The 16227-nt window shown below is 64.8% G+C and carries 18 protein-coding genes, 5 tRNA genes and 3 pseudogenes; 8 read left to right on the forward strand and 18 right to left on the reverse strand.

Annotation, left to right across the window (positions count from 1 at the left end; all coding sequences use genetic code 11):
* Window positions 1-41 precede the first annotated feature (41 nt).
* Together ABDV69_RS09085 and ABDV69_RS09090 are read right to left on the reverse strand one after the other, a co-directional pair.
* Entirely contained in the window at window positions 42-1601 is a 1560-nt protein-coding gene (locus tag ABDV69_RS09085) for an alpha/beta hydrolase (RefSeq protein WP_343573404.1), read from the reverse strand.
* 81 nt (window positions 1602-1682) lie between these two features.
* Window positions 1683-2480 carry a pyrimidine reductase family protein gene (locus ABDV69_RS09090; protein WP_343573406.1) on the reverse strand — a complete coding sequence of 266 codons (798 nt, stop codon included), beginning with the start codon at window positions 2478-2480 and terminating at the stop codon, window positions 1683-1685.
* A 33-nt stretch (window positions 2481-2513) separates the two neighbouring features.
* On the opposite strand from ABDV69_RS09090, the gene zapE reads away from it, so the two are divergent.
* Window positions 2514-3539: a cell division protein ZapE gene (gene zapE / locus ABDV69_RS09095; protein WP_343573408.1), complete on the forward strand. Its 1026-nt coding sequence runs from the start codon at window positions 2514-2516 to the stop codon at window positions 3537-3539.
* On the opposite strand, the pseudogene ABDV69_RS09100 reads toward zapE, so the two are convergent.
* From ABDV69_RS09100 to ABDV69_RS09115, 4 genes and pseudogenes are all read right to left on the reverse strand, one after another.
* Window positions 3529-4072 (reverse strand): annotated as a pseudogene (locus ABDV69_RS09100) (GNAT family N-acetyltransferase). The gene zapE and the pseudogene ABDV69_RS09100 overlap by 11 nt on opposite strands.
* Window positions 4060-4566, reverse strand: a complete 507-nt coding sequence (locus ABDV69_RS09105; RefSeq protein ID WP_343573410.1) for a hypothetical protein — start codon at window positions 4564-4566, stop codon at window positions 4060-4062. Before ABDV69_RS09105 ends, ABDV69_RS09100 begins: the two are co-directional and overlap by 13 nt.
* 67 nt (window positions 4567-4633) lie before the next feature.
* Window positions 4634-4768 (reverse strand): Clp protease N-terminal domain-containing protein, encoded by a 135-nt coding sequence (locus ABDV69_RS09110; RefSeq protein WP_343573412.1) that lies wholly within the window; start codon window positions 4766-4768, stop codon window positions 4634-4636.
* Between the two features lie 68 nt (window positions 4769-4836).
* Window positions 4837-5322 (reverse strand): polyketide cyclase, encoded by a 486-nt coding sequence (locus tag ABDV69_RS09115; protein ID WP_343573414.1) that lies wholly within the window; start codon window positions 5320-5322, stop codon window positions 4837-4839.
* A gap of 66 nt (window positions 5323-5388) precedes the next feature.
* On the opposite strand from ABDV69_RS09115, the gene ABDV69_RS09120 reads away from it, so the two are divergent.
* Both ABDV69_RS09120 and ABDV69_RS09125 read left to right on the forward strand, forming a co-directional pair.
* On the forward strand, window positions 5389-5772 hold the full coding sequence (locus ABDV69_RS09120) for a DUF732 domain-containing protein (protein WP_343573416.1): 384 nt from the start codon (window positions 5389-5391) through the stop codon (window positions 5770-5772).
* Between the two features lie 118 nt (window positions 5773-5890).
* Window positions 5891-6012: pseudogene (locus tag ABDV69_RS09125) on the forward strand (LLM class flavin-dependent oxidoreductase); the annotation flags it as partial.
* Window positions 6013-6053: 41 nt separating this feature from the next.
* Here ABDV69_RS09125 and ABDV69_RS09130 read toward each other — a convergent pair.
* A complete protein-coding gene (locus ABDV69_RS09130) occupies window positions 6054-6359 on the reverse strand; it encodes a hypothetical protein (RefSeq protein ID WP_343573417.1) in 306 nt (101 codons plus the stop codon).
* 149 nt (window positions 6360-6508) lie between these two features.
* Window positions 6509-6859 (reverse strand): hemophore-related protein, encoded by a 351-nt coding sequence (locus ABDV69_RS09135; protein ID WP_343573419.1) that lies wholly within the window; start codon window positions 6857-6859, stop codon window positions 6509-6511.
* Window positions 6860-7255: 396 nt separating this feature from the next.
* On the opposite strand from ABDV69_RS09135, the gene ABDV69_RS09140 reads away from it, so the two are divergent.
* A complete protein-coding gene (locus ABDV69_RS09140; RefSeq protein ID WP_343573421.1) occupies window positions 7256-7600 on the forward strand; it encodes a GlsB/YeaQ/YmgE family stress response membrane protein in 345 nt (114 codons plus the stop codon).
* Between the two features lie 432 nt (window positions 7601-8032).
* Here ABDV69_RS09140 and ABDV69_RS09145 read toward each other — a convergent pair whose 3' ends face one another.
* Window positions 8033-8623, reverse strand: coding sequence for an HNH endonuclease family protein (locus ABDV69_RS09145; RefSeq protein ID WP_343573423.1), 591 nt, complete (start codon window positions 8621-8623; stop codon window positions 8033-8035).
* An 818-nt stretch (window positions 8624-9441) separates the two neighbouring features.
* Here ABDV69_RS09145 and ABDV69_RS09150 point away from each other — a divergent pair.
* Window positions 9442-9567: a hypothetical protein gene (locus tag ABDV69_RS09150; RefSeq protein ID WP_343573424.1), complete on the forward strand. Its 126-nt coding sequence runs from the start codon at window positions 9442-9444 to the stop codon at window positions 9565-9567.
* Window positions 9567-10031: a phage terminase small subunit P27 family gene (locus ABDV69_RS09155; RefSeq protein WP_343573425.1), complete on the forward strand. Its 465-nt coding sequence runs from the start codon at window positions 9567-9569 to the stop codon at window positions 10029-10031. Before ABDV69_RS09150 ends, ABDV69_RS09155 begins: the two co-directional genes overlap by 1 nt.
* A 269-nt stretch (window positions 10032-10300) precedes the next feature.
* Here ABDV69_RS09155 and ABDV69_RS09160 read toward each other — a convergent pair whose 3' ends face one another.
* The 5 genes from ABDV69_RS09160 to ABDV69_RS09180 form a co-directional block, all read right to left on the reverse strand.
* Entirely contained in the window at window positions 10301-10630 is a 330-nt protein-coding gene (locus tag ABDV69_RS09160) for a DUF732 domain-containing protein (RefSeq protein ID WP_343573427.1), read from the reverse strand.
* Between the two features lie 106 nt (window positions 10631-10736).
* Window positions 10737-10940, reverse strand: coding sequence for a hypothetical protein (locus ABDV69_RS09165; protein WP_343573429.1), 204 nt, complete (start codon window positions 10938-10940; stop codon window positions 10737-10739).
* A gap of 96 nt (window positions 10941-11036) precedes the next feature.
* Window positions 11037-11111: transfer RNA gene (locus ABDV69_RS09170), tRNA-Val, on the reverse strand.
* 14 nt (window positions 11112-11125) lie between these two features.
* A tRNA-Cys gene (locus ABDV69_RS09175) sits at window positions 11126-11199 on the reverse strand.
* A 27-nt stretch (window positions 11200-11226) separates the two neighbouring features.
* Window positions 11227-11299: transfer RNA gene (locus ABDV69_RS09180), tRNA-Gly, on the reverse strand.
* Between the two features lie 171 nt (window positions 11300-11470).
* On the opposite strand from ABDV69_RS09180, the gene ABDV69_RS09185 reads away from it, so the two are divergent.
* Window positions 11471-11545 (forward strand) — tRNA-Val (locus ABDV69_RS09185).
* Between the two features lie 23 nt (window positions 11546-11568).
* Here ABDV69_RS09185 and ABDV69_RS09190 read toward each other — a convergent pair.
* From ABDV69_RS09190 to ABDV69_RS09205, 4 genes and pseudogenes are all read right to left on the reverse strand, one after another.
* Window positions 11569-11715: pseudogene (locus ABDV69_RS09190) on the reverse strand (site-specific integrase); the annotation flags it as partial.
* A 368-nt stretch (window positions 11716-12083) separates the two neighbouring features.
* Complete coding sequence (locus ABDV69_RS09195) at window positions 12084-12776, reverse strand: hypothetical protein (RefSeq protein ID WP_343573431.1); 693 nt, start codon at window positions 12774-12776, stop codon at window positions 12084-12086.
* Window positions 12773-13963: a WXG100 family type VII secretion target gene (locus ABDV69_RS09200; protein ID WP_343573433.1), complete on the reverse strand. Its 1191-nt coding sequence runs from the start codon at window positions 13961-13963 to the stop codon at window positions 12773-12775. The genes ABDV69_RS09195 and ABDV69_RS09200 overlap by 4 nt, the downstream gene beginning before the upstream one ends.
* Window positions 13964-14404: 441 nt before the next feature.
* On the reverse strand, window positions 14405-15517 hold the full coding sequence (locus ABDV69_RS09205) for a hypothetical protein (RefSeq protein WP_343573434.1): 1113 nt from the start codon (window positions 15515-15517) through the stop codon (window positions 14405-14407).
* Window positions 15518-15994: 477 nt separating this feature from the next.
* Here ABDV69_RS09205 and ABDV69_RS09210 point away from each other — a divergent pair.
* Window positions 15995-16062 (forward strand) — tRNA-Val (locus ABDV69_RS09210).
* Window positions 16063-16227 lie beyond the last annotated feature (165 nt).

Genomic DNA, 16227 nt, shown 5'->3' on the forward strand with positions numbered 1-16227 from the left:
GTCAGCGTGCGTCACGAGCGAACCCTATACGGGCCGATGAATCACGCGGGACAGTAGGTGTCGGTGGCTGGCAAGGTGCCGCTGTCGAGGTAGCCGACCAGCGGTGGGACCGCGCACGACGAGTAGATGCTGGCGCCGTGGCCGATGCCCTGCCACATCACCCGCTTGCTGGCGGCGGTCGCGTTGATGATCGTGGCGGCGGTAGCCGAGACGCCCTCGGACCCCACGATCGGATCATCCCGGACGCCCATCAGCAGCACGTTCACCGTGAGCTTCTTGGGCGGCTGCGGGGGCGTCGAGCTCGGCCAGGAGACGCACTTGACCAGACTCAGCGCGCCGACGGTGCCGAACTGCGGGTAGAGCTTGGCCCAGGCGACCACCAGTTCCCGGATCCGGTCCGGCGTGGGCCGGTTGACCGCGTCGCTGCACGAGTTGACGAACTGCCCGTCGGTTCCGCTGATGCCTTCTGCGCGGTTGATCAGGTTGGCCAGCAGGTTGGTGTCCCCGGCGCGGGCGTTCACCAGCGCGGTGGCCAGTTCGTTGGTGGTGCCGACCCGGTCGCCGGCCGGGTAGCCCAACGCCGTGCTGATGGCGCTGACGATGGAGGCCACTGATGCGCCTGCCGGGCCGTGGCCGGCCCGCGCATCGGCCAGCAACCCGCTGACGGCGGCCTTCGGGTCGGGGCCCAGCGGGCAGTTCACCGCGGCGCACTGAGCGGCGAATGCGTCTAGCGCCGCCTCCTGGCCTTTGACCTTTTGTTCGGCGGCGGCTTCGGCGCCCACGCCCAACGCCAGTGGTGAGTCGAGGACCAGCCGGGCGACCTTGTCGGGATGTGCGCTGGCGTACGACAGCGCCACCTGGGCGCCGTTGCCGATGCCGAGCAGCGCCAGCGTCGGCACATCCCAGATGCTGCGCAGCCGCTCGATGTCGGCCGCGGCGTCGGTGTTGCCGTAGTCGGAGTCTCCGGGTGCGATCGTGTCGGTGCAGCTGGTGGTGGCGTTGTGCACGATGTCCGCGAGGTTGGCGACCGGATCGTTGCCGGCCTCGAACTGTGCCTGGTCTTGGATCTCCTGGCGATCGAACTGCTCGAGACAGTCGATCGGGCTCGAACGACCCATGCCGCGTCGGTCGACGGCGACGATGGGGTGTTTGTCAAGCACGTCGGCGCCGGCGCGGACAAGCCAGACCGGCAGCTGCACCGACGACGGCAGATCCGACCCGGTGGTGAACACCAGCGGGCCGGCGTCGTCGGGTGTTTTCACCGACTTCGCGCGCACCACACCGATGCTCAGCGACCCGTCAGCCCCGTTCACCGGATCGAGGTCGGCGTCATAGCTCGCGCAATCCAGCTTGACGCCGCCGGGTGCGGGGGCGCCGGCACTGTCGAATTCCTTCGATGTGCAGTCGTGCCAGGACAACTCGTTCTTCGGCTTGGCTATCGGCGGCGGCCCGCTGGGAGTGGTCGACTTCGTAGCCTTGCCCTGCGGCCGGGCGCCCGCGTCGGTGGCAAAGCGCGGGTTGGCGGCCAGACCGGGTGCGCAGCCGGTCAACAAAGCGGCCACCAAGATCAGCGACGTGGTGAATGCGGCGCGCCTGCTCATGCCGACCACAGTAGCGATTGGTTGATCGATCAGGGTCTATGGCCCGACTCCTGCGCAGGGCGTTTCCGGCCTGCATCGTCGTCAGTCGGGGTCCCGTAGGTAGCGCGTGTAGAGATAGCCGTCGTCGTCGGTGAGGATGTGCGCACACCGCATCGCGGTCAGCACCTGTTCCGTGCCGGTGGCGATGCGCCCGGCATGACCGCCGACCAGGGTCGGCGCGATTGTCAGGCACAGCTCGTCGAGCAGGCCATCCTCGACGAACGAGCTGAACAGCATCGGGCCGCCCTCGGTCAGTACCCGTGGCAGGCCGCGGTCGGCAAGGGCGGCCAACACCGTAGCGGAGTCGACGCTGTCCGGGTCGCCGATCGAGCAGTCCACCACGTCGGCGAGTCCGGCCAGCGTGCGCCGGGTCTGGTCGGCCGCAGCCGTGCAGGTGCAGACCAGCGGCGCTACCTCGGTGCGGGTGAAAATTGGCATATCCCGGTCCAGGCGGCCGGACTTGGAGACGATCGCCAGCCGCGGGACTTCGCTCTGTGCGCGGCTTTGCCGACGCTGCCGCTGTGCAACGGTCGGTCGGGCGCCGGCATAACCCTCGGTTCGCACAGTGCCCGCCCCGACCACAATCACGTCCGCCATCTCCCGCAACGCATCGAAGACCGCCCGGTCGCCGGGGCCTCCGAGTTGGCCGGACTTGCCGCCGAACGTCGCGCCGCCGTCGAGGCTGGCGATGAAGTTGGCCCGCAGCCATACGCCGCCGGCGCCCCGGTGGTCGGTGGGGTAGCCGTAGAGATCGGAAAGATCGCTGCCGTCGACGTCCCGCGAGGAGCCGAGCAGTCGCATCTGCACCGCGCCGGAACCGTCAGCTGAAAGGTCAGCCATGCCATGATTGCAACACGTCGATAGGGTGCGTGCATGTGCGGGGCTGCTCGTCTGGTTGACCGGCAGCCATCCGTCTCGCCGGAGCGGCTCGTCTCCCAGCTGACGCCGCCGGCGACGTTCGCCGACGCCAGCTTCGCGAGCTATCACCCTGACCCGGCCGAGCCGTCCCAGTCGACGGCGGTGGCTGCCTGCCGACTCTTCTGCGAGCAAGCCCTCGAGCGCCGTAGCGGCCGTAGGAAGTTGTTCGGCCGACGCGAGGTGCTGCCGGGCATCGGGCTGTACCTGGACGGCGGCTTCGGCGTCGGCAAGACGCATCTGCTGGCTGCCGCCTACCGTCAGCTGCCAGACGATGCCCTGCATGCGCGTGCATTTGCGACGTTCATGCAGCTCACGCAGCTCGCCGGGGTTTTCGGTTTCACCGAATGCGTCGAGTTGCTGGGCGATTACACATTGCTGTGCATCGACGAGTTCGAACTCGACGACCCGGGCAACACCACACTGATCTCACGCCTGCTTTCGCAGCTCGTCGAGCGCGGTGTGTCGGTGGCCGCCACCTCCAACACCCTGCCCGAGCAGCTCGGCGAGGGGCGTTTCGCGGCGCAAGATTTTCTGCGCGAAATCACCACACTGGCAGCAATTTTCGATGTCGTTCGGATCGAAGGGCCCGATTACCGGCACCGCGATCTGCCGCCCGCGCCGCGGCCGCCGTCTGACGGCGAGGTCGCCGCCCACGCCGCGAGGGTGGCGGGCGCGACCCTCGACAACTTCGACGCGCTCTGCGCGCATCTGGCCACCATGCATCCCTCGCGGTACCTGGCGCTGATCGACGGCGTGCGAGCGGTTTGCCTGACCGGCGTGCACCCCATCGAGGATCAGAACGTGGCGTTGCGACTGGTGGCGCTGACCGATCGGCTCTACGACGCCGGCATCCCGGTGCTGGCGTCCGGAGACAAGCTCGACCGCATCTTCAGTGCGGAGATGCTGGCCGGCGGTTTCCGCAAGAAATATCTGCGGGCCACCTCGCGGCTGCTGGCGTTGAGCGCTGCCGTCACCGCATAAACGGCCGGACCATCACGTAGTCACTTTCGGAGGTGACGGCCCAACCGAAACCTTTTGCTTCCGCTGATGGTGAAGCCGCATTTTTTGTAAAACTGTTGTGCGCGTTCATTTTTCTGATTGACGCCGAGCCAGACGCAGCTGTCGCCCCGGTCTGCGGCCGCCGTGAGGGCGGCTTGCATCAACGCTGCCGCCGCACCCGAGCCGTGCTGCGCCGGCAGCACGTACATCTTCGACAACTCGGTGGCGGGTCGACTGTCGACGGCGCGCTGAACGTCTGGATCGTCAGGCTCACCGGTGATCAGCATGGCGTAACCGGTGATTCGGCCTCGTTGGCTGGTGGTGAAGATCAACCGCTGCGGGTCGGTCAGGTAGTCGGTAAAGCGGACATCGGACAGGTTCGCGTCGATGAACGCGGCGATGTCGCTGACTGCTACCGAGGGGGGACAGGCCAGCGGGAACGTGCGCGCGGCGACTGCTGCCAGCTCCACGGCGTCGACGGAATCCGCCGTGGCGATCCGCGCTACAGGTTCCACTGCGCCAGGTGATACCCCGTCTTCTTGTCCAGCAGAACAACAGTGGAGACCGGATCGCGGTAGGCCTCCCAGTACACGCCGCCACGAACGACCGATCCGGCCGGTGCGTTGGTCAGTGCCGCGTCCAGTGCGTCAGGCGCGTCGGAGGCACGGGACTTGTACGCGTCACCGAACGGCGTGACTCCGTCGAAGGTGAAAACAGTGACCATCTGGTACGGGTTGGGCACCCGGACCGCGTGGATCGTCACATCTGCGCGCACGACCGCGCTGTTCGGGAAACTCTTCACCGGAATGCCAACCCGGTTGTAGCCGAACCCCGGCGGCGGGTCGACCGGTTGCACGCTGCTGACCGTGACGTCGGCGACGATCTTCCCGGTGTCGACCCGCAACGTGTCACCGAGGTGACCGATCGGAGCGTCGCCGGCCGACGCGCGGGGTAGCGCGATGAATGTGGCCGCGATGGCGGTGATCACGACAACCAGGTAGCGGCGCATCTGTCCTCCTTGGCGACCATCGCATGATGGCACACTGCCGGGCTCACGTTGCTGGGTTGGACAACCCTCAGCTTTTCTTGCCGGCGGTCAGTGACTCGGGGTCGCTCAGCGCCCCGAGCATCAGATGGTCCGGGGTGATCTCGTTGTTGCCGGCCTCGTGCGGGCGACCACTACGGCGCTGCGGGGCCGCTTGCTCGGTCACGCCGATGCTCTTGCCGATGGGTGCGATACCGCCATCCCGTCGACAGTAGGTTGACGGCGCGAGTGGATTCAGCCCTTCGGATAACCGCGGCGGACCGTGCGATCCAAGATGCCCAGCGATGCGCGCAGCGCTCCCTCGGAGATCACCGGGAAGATCCCGGCTTCGCGCCACTTCTCGTCGATCTGCGACCAGTCGTAGAACGACGTGACGAGTGTGCCTTCGCCCTGCTGGTCGGGTTCGAGGCGGTAGCCGAAGATATGACCGATCTGTGGCCGGATCTGGCCCAACACCGTCCACGCGATCAAGTGATCCTGCTCGAATTCGCGGATGATGACGGTGACGTCGTACTTGCCCAGGTCCGGAAAGTCGCTGAGGGCTTCGCGGTCCATGTGTACGACGAAGCTGTCGCCGGTAGCGGCGACCGCCGCGCCGTCGGCGTCCTGCAGCATGCCTGATGAGTCGATGGCGACGTGACCCTGCGGGTCGCACAGTACTGCGAAGATGTCGGCCGGCGGAGCGGCGATCGTGCGCTGGACTTCGATTCTTTCGGCCATACGTCCGATCTTGTCAGGACGTGCGAACCGATGGGGCGGTTCGCACGCCGTGACAAAGGAGTCAAGGTGCGCGACGATGTTTCGATGATCCTCCGGCTGGCGATGGCGGTGCTAGCCGTGACGCTGGCCTTTGCCCCGGCCGTGCAGGCGACTCCGGCGGGGTCCGATCCGGGCTTGGATGCAAGCTTTCTCGACGCCCTCACCAAGACGGACATCACCGTCAAAAGCCAGACCGGCGCGGTCAAAGCCGCGAAGGCGGCCTGCGAAATGATGGCGCAGGGCAAGCCGCAACTCGATGTCGTCCAACTCGTTACACGGCAGAACCCGGGCCTGGATATCACCAGGGCGGCGCAATTCACCGCGATCGCGGCGAGCGCCTACTGCCCGCAATTCCTGCAGCGCGCCGGTGCCCAGCCCGCTCCGAATTCCGGCGGGCCTCCGGTGGGCTGAAAGACGCGCTCTGCGGCAGGTCGGGGTGGGGTCACGCGGTGTCTTCTGCTGATGTTCGGTGCTGGGTCCGGCGGCGCCGGGGCTGCAGGTGCATCTAGCTGCCCGAAATCGTTTGGGGCGCATACGTCTTGGGATCGGGTGACTGACACGGGTCGACGCAATCCGGCGGTCACCGCGCAGGCGGCGGCGACGCTGCCGCTGTTGACCACAGGGCGGGCAATTCTGGGCATCGGCACCGGGGCGGATCGAGATGTTCCGGTGGGAACACCGTCACTGACTGGCTAAATACCGGCCCAGATCCAGTGCTGGCCACCCTCGTCCCAGCGAGGCTGCATATTTCCGGCCCCCGGCGGAGGGGGAGGCGGCGGCGGGACGTCCACGGGCGCATACGGCGGCGCGTACGCCGGCCGAACGCTGTACCAGTCCGGCGGCGCTGGTGGTGGATGGCACTCGCCGTTCCAGACATTGTGCGACCATTTCGGATCGCAGGCCGCGGAACTCGGGGTCGACGTCGCAACCGCGACAATTGCCAGCGGAATGCCGACGGTCGCGATGGCGGCGAGTAGGCGGCGAAGAAACCTCGTCATAGCGGGCCTCTCAGTGGGCGGGCATGCCACAGCTTATGCGCCGGCGGTCGACTGGAGTCGCTGAATCGGGCGGCTGCGGTGAGTTGAGCCACGAAAGCGCTGTGTCGGGCAGCGCTGGGGGCGTGTGCAAGAAGCTCGCGTCCGTCCGCTCAGTAGTTGTTGCAGGTGTTGGCGACTTGGAGGACAGCGCCGGCGTACTGCTGGACGTATTGCTCCGATCCGGGCTTGCTTCTGAGCTCCTCGTATATCTGCTCGCGCTGATCAGGCGTGGAGGCGAGGAATCCACGCAGCGCGCCCTGCGCGCTCGGCGAAGCGGACAGTCCCGCGGCCGCGGCCGGATTCTGCGCGTTCAGCGCCGATACCACCTGCGAGTAATTGCATGTGGTGTTGATGACCGGACCCAGGTCGGGATCTGCGGACGCGACTCCGGCCCCGATGGTCAGCGACAGTGTCAGAACACCGGCTGCGGCAGCCAGTCTGGTCGAGAACAGCGTGACCATGTGTTGAGACCTTCCACCAATGCACCGCCGAAGGCTAAACGGTGATGACAGCAGCTTAGCCCGATCACGCCATCAGCAATCGTCCGTTGAGATCAGGTCGATTCACGGCGCGGACAGCATCGACCCGCGAATCTCGTCGTCGGCGCCGGACAGAACTGGATGCCGGATCTACTCATCGACGGCGAATACGACCCGAGCAGGCCGGCTGACCCTCAGTCGCCGCCGACGCTCGAGGCGGCGAAGCGGATGGCACAGAAGTTGGACTCCGAGTCGTGGTGAGAGAACCCGCTCTCGTCAGAATTTTCCTAAACACCTGTGTTAGAAGCCCAGCAAATCGGGGAACTCGCAGCGCGAACTGGTGTCTGTGAGGGGCACTGTGATCAGAGGAGCTGCGCAATGATCGGATCTATAATCCTCGCCCTCGTCGTGGGCGCGGTCATCGGCCTGGTGGCGCGTCTCATCATGCCGGGCAAGCAAGACATCACCATGATCGCGACAGTTTTAGTAGGCGCCGTGGGTGGCTTGATCGGCTCGGCCGTGGCCAGCCAATTCGGATACCACAACGCCAACGGCGGAATCGCGTGGATTCCGCTGTTGATCGGAGTCGCCGCTGCCATCGCGCTCATCGCGGTCTACGAGTCCGTGTTTGGTCGGCGAACCGGCATCCTGGGCCGACGTCGGGATGCCCGCATAACAGGTCGACGCGGCCGCATCCTGGGCCGGCGTAACAGGTTGCTTTGATCTCGTCTCAGCGAAGAAGCCGCCGGTCCATCTCCGCGCTGAGCCGGACCCGTATCGCTGCTCACCGGAAGCGGTTTCCGTGATGTCGAAGAGAACCTCGGCCTCGACGCCGCACAAATTGCGCGGTTCGCCGACACCGCCAACTACTGCCCGCAGTACGGCCTCGTATGTCCCGCGCGCGGTAGCCCGCTCGGCCGTTGCGGGGACACCAGAAAGAACTGACTGACCAGCCGTCTTCGCCGTAGTCGTGCCCGGCCGGCCAAGAGGTTGGTGGCACAACAACCCAGCCGCGATCTGCCCGGACTGGCCTCGAATCATCGAAAGCGACTATCCCCACCACCGCAGATAGCCTCCCCGCAGCTTTGCAGTAACGCTGTCGTGGGGGTGCTGACCATCCTTGAAGTAGGGGGTGTGGAATCCTGAGCCCCCGGGTCAGCAGGTGTCTACGACGCGCTTGATTTCGTCATGCTCGGCCTGAGTCATCCACACTCCGTATGCGCTTTTCACGTCGATGATGCGGGAGACGTAGGCGCAGCGGTAGGCCTTGTTGGGCGGTAGCCATGTGGCCGCGTCCGCAGAGCCTTTCTGCCGGTTAGCCGCAGCGGTTGTGGCTTGCAAATTCAGCGGGTCGTTGGCGAAGTTCCGGCGTTTGAGGTCATCCCACTGCTGAGCGCCTTTCTGCCACGCGTCCAGGATCGGCACGATGTGATCGACTTGCACTTGGCTCGAGGTTCCAGGGCCGCGCTGGTAGAGGATTGTGGTTCCGGTGTAAGGATCGTTCAGGATGCCGCTGAGGACGATGCAGGCTTTGCGGCCTGGTTTGAAGCCGGTACCGGTGAGGTCGCGTTTGAGGATGTCGTTGCGCGTGTCGCAGCCGTTGTGGCCGCCGGGAACAGTGACGTCGTCAGTCCACGGCGTGCCAAAGAGCGCGCGGTCATAGCCGGTTTTTGGGGCCCGCCCTTTGATGGGAATCGCGGCGAGTTTCGCCAGCTCCGCACTGGCCGCTGGCGTGGTGATGCCCACCGACGCCGAGGGAACCGGCGCACTCCATGTCGGTGACGGCCCTGAGGACTGGCGAGACGCCATAGCGATAAGAGCGGCTGCGACCAGTAGCACGCATAGGACAGATGCCGACCCTGCTGCGATCAGGGCTTTTCGACGTGCCGTCATGGCGCTGAGCATGCGCTGTGTGGCCCACGGTCAGAGACGTTTTCGCCAGGCGGCTTCGGATGCTGAGCAGACGTCACGGTTAAAGACAGTGGTGTAGCGCTGCGTGGTGGCGGCGACGAATTCGTGGTCGACGGCTTTCTCCATGGCACGCAGACCACTTGTTCCGGGCGTAGTCGGCGGCTGATTCGATACTGCCCACGGCTGCGTTGCGGCCGTACCGTTTTAGGCCGCGTGGCTGTCGACTACCACCTTGACGGCCGGCCTGCGCCGACTGCGAAGTAGATCAAACAATCGCACGAAAAACGAACACGCATTCGATTTGCCGGCCCTGCCGGACAGCGCATAACCGCAGGTAGTTGTGTTTTGTTTGCTGGATATAACCGCAGCTCAGAGGGCATAGCAAAGGAGGGGGGCGGCGGAATCCCTAAGAACTTCAAGATCAGTCGACCCCCCAAGCCGGGCGACAGATTTGCCATAAAAAACTATTTTGGGTTTGCGCTGGTCAGGACGCGCAGCTAACTTTCAGCTATAAGTGCTGGTCAGAGGCTTGCGACTAGCGAAGGCGCAGCGAACTCCAGCAAACTCGCTGCGGCTGCCAGCAAACTCCAGCAAACCGGGGCAAACTAGAACACGCGTTCTATTGTGGACGTGTTACGAGGGAAGGTGTACCGGTGGACAAGTTGACGGTCGAGACCGAGCAGGTCGGCGAAGCCCGCAAGGTGACGGTGACGCTCCGGCCGCTCGAGGTTGAGGAGTCGGTGCGTGTTGAGCGCGAGCAGTATGTGGAGCGCTGCTGATGGCCGGCACCGGAAGCGGGCCTAAGGGGCGCCCGAATCATCTCAAGGCGCTTGAGGGGGTGCGGGAGGGCCGCATCAATCACGAGGAGCCGATTCCGGCCCCTAACCCGATCGTGCCGCCGGTGGAGTTGGCGTCGGACGCGCAGGCGGTGTGGGATCGGCTGGCCCCGGATTTGATCGATAAGCGCATTCTGACTTCTTGGGACGTCGGTTTGTTCGCTGCGTACTGCAACGCTGAGGCCCGCTATTTCGCGGCCGAAGCGCAGGTCAACGACGCGGGTGCGGCGGAGGATCAAAAGTTTCACCCTCAGACGATCACTTCCGCGTTTCGTGTGCGCCAGGCGTGTCTTGGCGAGATGAGGTCAATCGGGTCGTCGTTCGGGTTGACGCCGGCTGACCGCGCCCAATTGAAGGTCAACGACAATGGTGGATCGCGATCCGGGGCAGCCCGGCTGCTCAGCTGATCTGCCGCCGTGTGGGCGGACGAACGTTGACGCGAATGGTGCCGTCACGCCGGGCAACACGCCTACGCTTTCCTCGCCGGTGGCGGGCCGCCCTGGGCCGGAGTGGACGCTAACCCCGGCGGACCCGACCGCGCCTTCGATGGTCTGTCGGCCGGAAACAGTTCTTCCCCTTCGGTTTCCGCGTGGAAGCGCATCGAGGGCTAGCGGCCCCTGATCCGGGCCGGGTTTGTCGCGATTCACGGACCCCGGGTCAGGACCGCGGCCCCTTACTAATCCCGCCACGTCGCATGGTCGGGGCAGTAGGCGTTCACCGCGTCGTGACGCGCCTGCGCGTACTGCGTTCCCGTCACGCCTTGGGCGGCGTACTCGCTCTGCGGCTTCCACAGCGCCTCGCCGACCACCACCCAGTTCTGATCGAGCGCCCAGCACACGTCGTGGCCGGCGGTGATCAACGCGGCCGGGTCACCGGTGATGCCGTGGCGGCTCAGTGCGCCGAGGTAATTGTCGTCGTCGGTGGAAGCGTGGGCGGCCGCGGCGAAGACCAGCGTGGCCGACAGGACCACCGCAGCGACCGAGAGCAGTGGGCGCACGATAGACATCACTTTCCGCCGCCGAAGACCGCGGCTAGCTCGTCGCGGTTGCGTAGGTAGTCATGGTATCCCTGTTCTCGCTCAGCGTCGTTGGCGTATTGATCGCCGTAGCGGTTCATCCAGCGGGTGCGGTGGCTAGCCGCCCGGCGTGGCTGATGGCGGCGTCGAGCAGCGTCACCAGTTCTCGGGCGCGAACCGCGCGGGAGGCGTCGAGCAGGGCTGCGGCGTGGCTGGCGTCCAGCACTGCTTGGAGCAGGTGGTCACGACAGGCGTGGAGCGACGACAGGGCCGCATCCGGGGTGGTTGGGGCGGTGGTCATGGCGTTGCCTCTCGGTTGAGAGCCACGCTCCGGTCAATCTCAGGTCATATTGAGGTCACGCGGACCCTTTTTAACCCTGTTATCGCAGGTCAAACATGGTGCGCGATACTGGGATTGAACCAGTGACCTCTTCCGTGTCAGGGAAGCGCTCTCCCGCTGAGCTAATCGCGCGGGTGGAACAAATCTGGAGGTGGAGACGGGAATCGAACCCGTGTGCACGGCTTTGCAGGCCGTTGCCTCACCACTCGGCCACTCCACCGCTGGATTAATGCCAGATGCACCTTCGAGCGGATGACGGGATTCGAACCCGCGACCCTCACCTTGGCAAGGTGATGCGCTACCAACTGCGCTACATCCGCACGCCACGAACGACATCGTCGCCCGGTGCGAAGCACGACGATAGTCCACCTGAGCGCGACCGCACAAATTCCTCAGTAACAATCGGCGCGCCGCGAATTGACCGCCGGCAGCGCGTTCAGCCGAGATGCCGTCTCGTGTTAACCTTCGACGTCGTTCGTCTCTGGGAACCCGGTCTCGTAGCTCAGTGGAAGAGCGCCCGCCTCACACGCGGGAGGTCGCTGGTTCGAACCCAGCCGGGACCACCATATTTGACCTGCATTGACACGGGTTATGCACTCGGTGGTTGGTTTGACTCGTCCGGTTTGTGTCCGGTCGTCGGTGTGTGAGTCTCGGTTGCGTGAAGCTGATCGAGGTTGGTTGCCACCTGGTCCAGTTCGTCGGAGTAGAGATCGCTGTAAATATTCGCGGTGACGGTCGCTTGCAGGAACGCAGCCACCACGATGGCCGGGGGATCGACGCCCGCCTCCGTCGACCACTGCCATCGCGATTGAGCTGCTCGGTAAGCGTGCTGACGGCGGTCAGCACATTTGCCTGTTCAGCCCTGTTTTACCATGTCGACTGATTGACTCGGCGAGGTAGTGAACGCGGTCGTCCTCGTATTCCGGCTGCGACCCGAAGTTCGTGTTGGGACCAACGAATGCGGCGACGCTGGGGCTCCATCGGGGTCCTCCATGCGTGAGTCGATGCGGCCGTTACTTATCTGGCGGAAAAACCAATGGGAGAACACGGCGAAAAGCCTCGTCAGTGCTATCGTCGCGTCAAGTACGCAAACGCTGTCCGTGATCAGTCTGCGGCGCTGCGTTTCTGGTGGCGCGGGTGAGCCCGGTATTCGAGCGATTGTTCGCGACGCAACGGGTGGACACGGGCCGCGTAGTAGGCAACCAGATACAGGAAGGCGATGCCGCCCGCAGTGACCAGCGATGCCGTCACAAGTTGGATGTACTGGCGGCGCGCGACAGGATAGTCCCAACTTCCGTCTGCGTATCCGATGCCGATAGCCGCCAACGTGATGAAGGCTGCCCCGATCCATGGGATCAAGCCTCCTTCGCGACCAATGACCGCATAGTAGACATTTCCGCCCGCGATCACCGCGAGGACGACCAGCATCCACCACATCTTGGCCGCTGAAAGCATGCCGCCGTAGGAATCGGGCGTCGGATCGATGTCGTCACCCGAATGAGTTGCCGTCTTTGATTCCGACTGGCTGTCGGCAAGCGAGAGCGCGAAGATTCTGCCGCCGATTTTGATGTAGGGCGTTGTCGTGTAGGCGGCCACGGTCATCGCGCCGAGCAGGATCCCTGCGATCCAGAGTCCAGTTGCCCACTTGGGATATGCCATCGCTGCGCCGAATGCTGCTGCCACCGCGACACTGGCCCAGTAGATGCGTCGCTGGGTCTCAATACCGATCTTGAAGGATGAAAGCGTGACGCATATGGCAATGCAGACGATGACCCCACCCAATGCAATGTCGTTCATCCGCCCAACGCCTTGACGATTTTGTCTCCGCCGGCGGCACCCGCTACGCCGCCGAGCAACCCGACAATCAGCGTGCCTTCGGGGCCCACGAGCGATCCCCAAAGCGAGCCCGCTAACCAACCTCCGGCGAAGCCTCCAGCGGCCCGTCCACCCAGCTCGGCCGTAGCAGGAAGGGGCGGGGCCCCGTGGGCTACATCGACGGCGGTGAGGACAGCATCCAAGCCGACGCCAGCCATCGAGAGCTTGCGGCCGAAGCCTTCGAGCGCCTTTGCGTCTGCTTCCGACCAGACTGGGGCGTTTTCACCCCAGTGCTTGCCGTGTGGCATGGCGCCTGCGTGACTCTCAGCGCCGCCGCCAAGTGCGCCACCATAGTTGGACAAGCCATCTGCGGCTTCGCGAAGAACCTGCGCCGGAGTCTTCCCGCTGCGGACGTCGTCAAGCGCGCGCTCGATGCCGGGACCAGAAACCCCTGCCACTTGCAACTGCTTGCCGAAATCGTTGAGAACCATGCTGCGGCTGTTGGCCTCCCACTTGTCGAGCAACTGAGTGGCCTGATCAGGCGTCAGCGGTGGGCGGTCGGGATATGCCTTGCCCGATTCCAAGAATTCTTGGAACTGGCGTCGAGCCTGGGCGCGTGTTCGGGTGTCGCCTCCGAGAACCGGATCGGGTAGCGGCGGCCCGACCAAGGTTGCGTTTCTCGCATCGTCTAAACGCTCGTGCGCCAAGCGTTTAGCGACGGGATCCGCATTCGGATCGTCAATAATTGCCTGATCATCAACGCTCCCGTGGTGGTCGTCTACCCGCTGAATGTGGCCGTCGTGATGCTTGTTGTCGGCATTGCTCATGTGACCGCGATGGCTGTCGACGGTCTCGCCACCGAGCTTCATTGCGTGCGTTAATCGCGAGGTCTGCTGCTCGTCGGTGGAACCGTAGAGCAGGCCGGCGCTCGCGAGCTTTGTCGAGTTGTCGTTCAGCTCGTTGCACATTACCTGGGCGGCCTCGACGTACTGGTTGAGCGCGCCGTTCACCGCATCACGCGCCAAGCCCTTCCAGTTGTGCTCGGCGACCAACTCAGTTGCCGTCTGCTGCACACGCGTGATCTGATCTTTGAGCGATTCAGCGATCCGCTCGAAGTTGGCGGCCTCTTTCCGCAGGACGGCGGAATCGACGTTCAACGGCTGCACCACAGAAAAATCGTAACCCTGCTCTTGGTGCTCGCCGGCCGCCTTTCAAAGGGTCAAGGCCAACCGACCGCACGACAACTGCAAACACGCTCGCCGGCGTCCGATCGATCGACGCCGAGAGCTTGCTGGGCTGAACCGGCATGGGGGCGATAGCGAAATCCGGCCCACTCCCGAGACAGAGTCTCGGTGCGGGCCGAACGATTAGTTTCACTATACCCCACAACCGAGGCGATGCGCCGTCTCTGACCACACGGCCCGGCGGCAACCCTGCTGCCGAGGCAATCGGGGACGTGCCGACGACGGCACAGGCTGAACGCATCACGATAGTGGCGTGTTTGGGCCGATTCATACAACGGCGCGGGCGAGTTGGGCGGCGAATCCCGGTCCATTGTTCACTAGGGCGTAGCCGCCGGCCAGTCCGCCTGGGCCGCAGAGCTTTCGTCGTCAGTGCACCCTTCGATGAGTCACTTCTCCGGTGTCGCGATTGACGCGGGGAACCAGGCGAATAGCAGTGCGCGGCACCACGGCTGTAGGAAAGCGGCTGGTGGGGTTGCCGTACACCGCTTGGCTGCGTGACCAGCGCCGCACGATCCGGCGGGCGGCAAGATAGGCGTCCTGGTTGACCTCCACGACGGCAATGGCCTGCTTGAGTCCGTAATTGCCCCAGGACCGGCCAGGGCCGCATCCGCGCCGCCGCCACAGTTCGGGCACGATGTGCTGGTATTCCCTGCCGCCGTTCAGGTTTGGTGATGAGTGCTTGGTGAAGTAGATCGCCAGCCGCTTCGGGTCGCGGGCTTTCAAGCCACTGCGCACGTCGATGGCGGTTCCGGCGAGTCGGTGCCGCGCCTTCTGCGCCGAGTCTGGGTGGTCGACAACCTCTGCCCACGTTTCGGACAGCCATTGCGCAAAGCGGCGACCCGAGCGGCCGGGCGATATTGGCGGTGCCATCCATAGGTGAATGTGGGGTGCGCCGCTCCGTTGAAAATCCAGTTTCCAGATGTAGCGAGCTGGTTCGCCGTACTCGCGGTGAAAGCGTTTGCGCCACAACATCATATGCCGTTTCACGCTGGCCCCGTCCGGCGCGACAACCTCCCAGTCTCCGGGGTAGGTGAGCGTGATCGTGGCCGGGACGCGACCGGACTCGACGAGTGGGCTGTAGTCGAGTTCGGCGAAGGTGCGGCACATGGCCGAGCGTGATTTGCGGGGCCACTCGGTGATGACAGCTCCGGCGCTGCGCTGGTCGGCCGCCGAACTGCTCCGTCGTGTCGAAGACACGACGGCCTGATCGTCGTTCCCGGCTGTCAGGGCGAAGTCGTTTCTGACGTGCAGCTTGGCATCGTCAACGTCGCGTTGGTGATAACCGACGGCCCGCTCTGCGGTTTTCTCGGCCCGGACAGGATTGGCCCACCCGAGCCGTACGACGCCAGGGCCGATGGTGATGCGAAACCGTCCGGATTCCGGTTCGACACCACGACGCTCAGGGCCACATGCCCACGGTGCCGCCGGCTCGAACAATGCCGCCGCCGCCGTGACCATCTTTGGGCTCGGGAACTGCAACCCCAATGCGTCGATCGCCCGCAGCTCTCCGGTCGCGATCCTGTCTGTGAGGTTGGCGCGGACATTTTTGGCACATATAACAAGCCCGCCGGCCGTGGCCGGGTTGTGGCTCGGCGCCTCGGTTGACGTCCGGCCGAACGCTGTCGCTCTCGCGCCCTGCGGCCTGGCGGCCTCGGGCTCTCGCGACCTCCCGTCAACCGAGGCTCCGGCAGAACCCTGCGCGAATGGCGGCTGTTCAGATGCCGATGCCGCGGCGTTCGTCGACGGTGTCGACCGGGTGACTGATGATGCGATGCGGGGCATCGGGGTGCCTGCTCCCCGGAACCCCCGAAGCTGCCCACAACGCGAGCGGCAACTCGGAGACTCCTGGACGGGAGTGCAAGCACCGTGTCCGGTTTATGTCCGTTCGCCGGACAGCCTGGGTACGTCAGCCCTGCTCAATGCGGCGCATACGACGCACAGACGCAGATAAACCGCAGGTCAGTGACAGTCTCGCCCGCCTCACACGCGGGAGGTCGCTGGTTCGAACCCAGCCGGGACCACCACCAAGTTCTCGCAGTAAACCCCGACCCTGCTTCGCTTCCGCGACTGGGACGACTTGGCTGCGTTTCAAACAACCAACCTCGGTCTACGGCATCCGCAGCCCCTGAGCGCGTAATCTCGCGAGCGGCGCGAAATTTTAGCTTGGCATGGCAAACGACACGGTATCG

The organism is Mycobacterium sp., assembly GCF_039583785.1.
In the GTDB taxonomy this organism is placed as follows: domain Bacteria; phylum Actinomycetota; class Actinomycetes; order Mycobacteriales; family Mycobacteriaceae; genus Mycobacterium.

What these genes read in the sequence shown, in the direction of transcription:
- ABDV69_RS09085 (WP_343573404.1), bottom strand. Translation starts at nt 1,601, where the DNA reads ATGAGCAGGCGCGCCGCATTCACCACGTCGCTGATCTTGGTGGCCGCT.
- ABDV69_RS09090 (WP_343573406.1), bottom strand. Translation starts at nt 2,480, where the DNA reads ATGGCTGACCTTTCAGCTGACGGTTCCGGCGCGGTGCAGATGCGACTG.
- ABDV69_RS09195 (WP_343573431.1), bottom strand. Translation starts at nt 12,776, where the DNA reads ATGAACGACATTGCATTGGGTGGGGTCATCGTCTGCATTGCCATATGC.
- ABDV69_RS09160 (WP_343573427.1), bottom strand. Translation starts at nt 10,630, where the DNA reads ATGTCTATCGTGCGCCCACTGCTCTCGGTCGCTGCGGTGGTCCTGTCG.
- ABDV69_RS09155 (WP_343573425.1), top strand. Translation starts at nt 9,567, where the DNA reads ATGGCCGGCACCGGAAGCGGGCCTAAGGGGCGCCCGAATCATCTCAAG.
- ABDV69_RS09165 (WP_343573429.1), bottom strand. Translation starts at nt 10,940, where the DNA reads ATGACCACCGCCCCAACCACCCCGGATGCGGCCCTGTCGTCGCTCCAC.
- ABDV69_RS09140 (WP_343573421.1), top strand. Translation starts at nt 7,256, where the DNA reads ATGATCGGATCTATAATCCTCGCCCTCGTCGTGGGCGCGGTCATCGGC.
- ABDV69_RS09135 (WP_343573419.1), bottom strand. Translation starts at nt 6,859, where the DNA reads ATGGTCACGCTGTTCTCGACCAGACTGGCTGCCGCAGCCGGTGTTCTG.
- ABDV69_RS09115 (WP_343573414.1), bottom strand. Translation starts at nt 5,322, where the DNA reads ATGGCCGAAAGAATCGAAGTCCAGCGCACGATCGCCGCTCCGCCGGCC.
- zapE (WP_343573408.1), top strand. Translation starts at nt 2,514, where the DNA reads ATGTGCGGGGCTGCTCGTCTGGTTGACCGGCAGCCATCCGTCTCGCCG.
- ABDV69_RS09130 (WP_343573417.1), bottom strand. Translation starts at nt 6,359, where the DNA reads ATGACGAGGTTTCTTCGCCGCCTACTCGCCGCCATCGCGACCGTCGGC.
- ABDV69_RS09105 (WP_343573410.1), bottom strand. Translation starts at nt 4,566, where the DNA reads ATGCGCCGCTACCTGGTTGTCGTGATCACCGCCATCGCGGCCACATTC.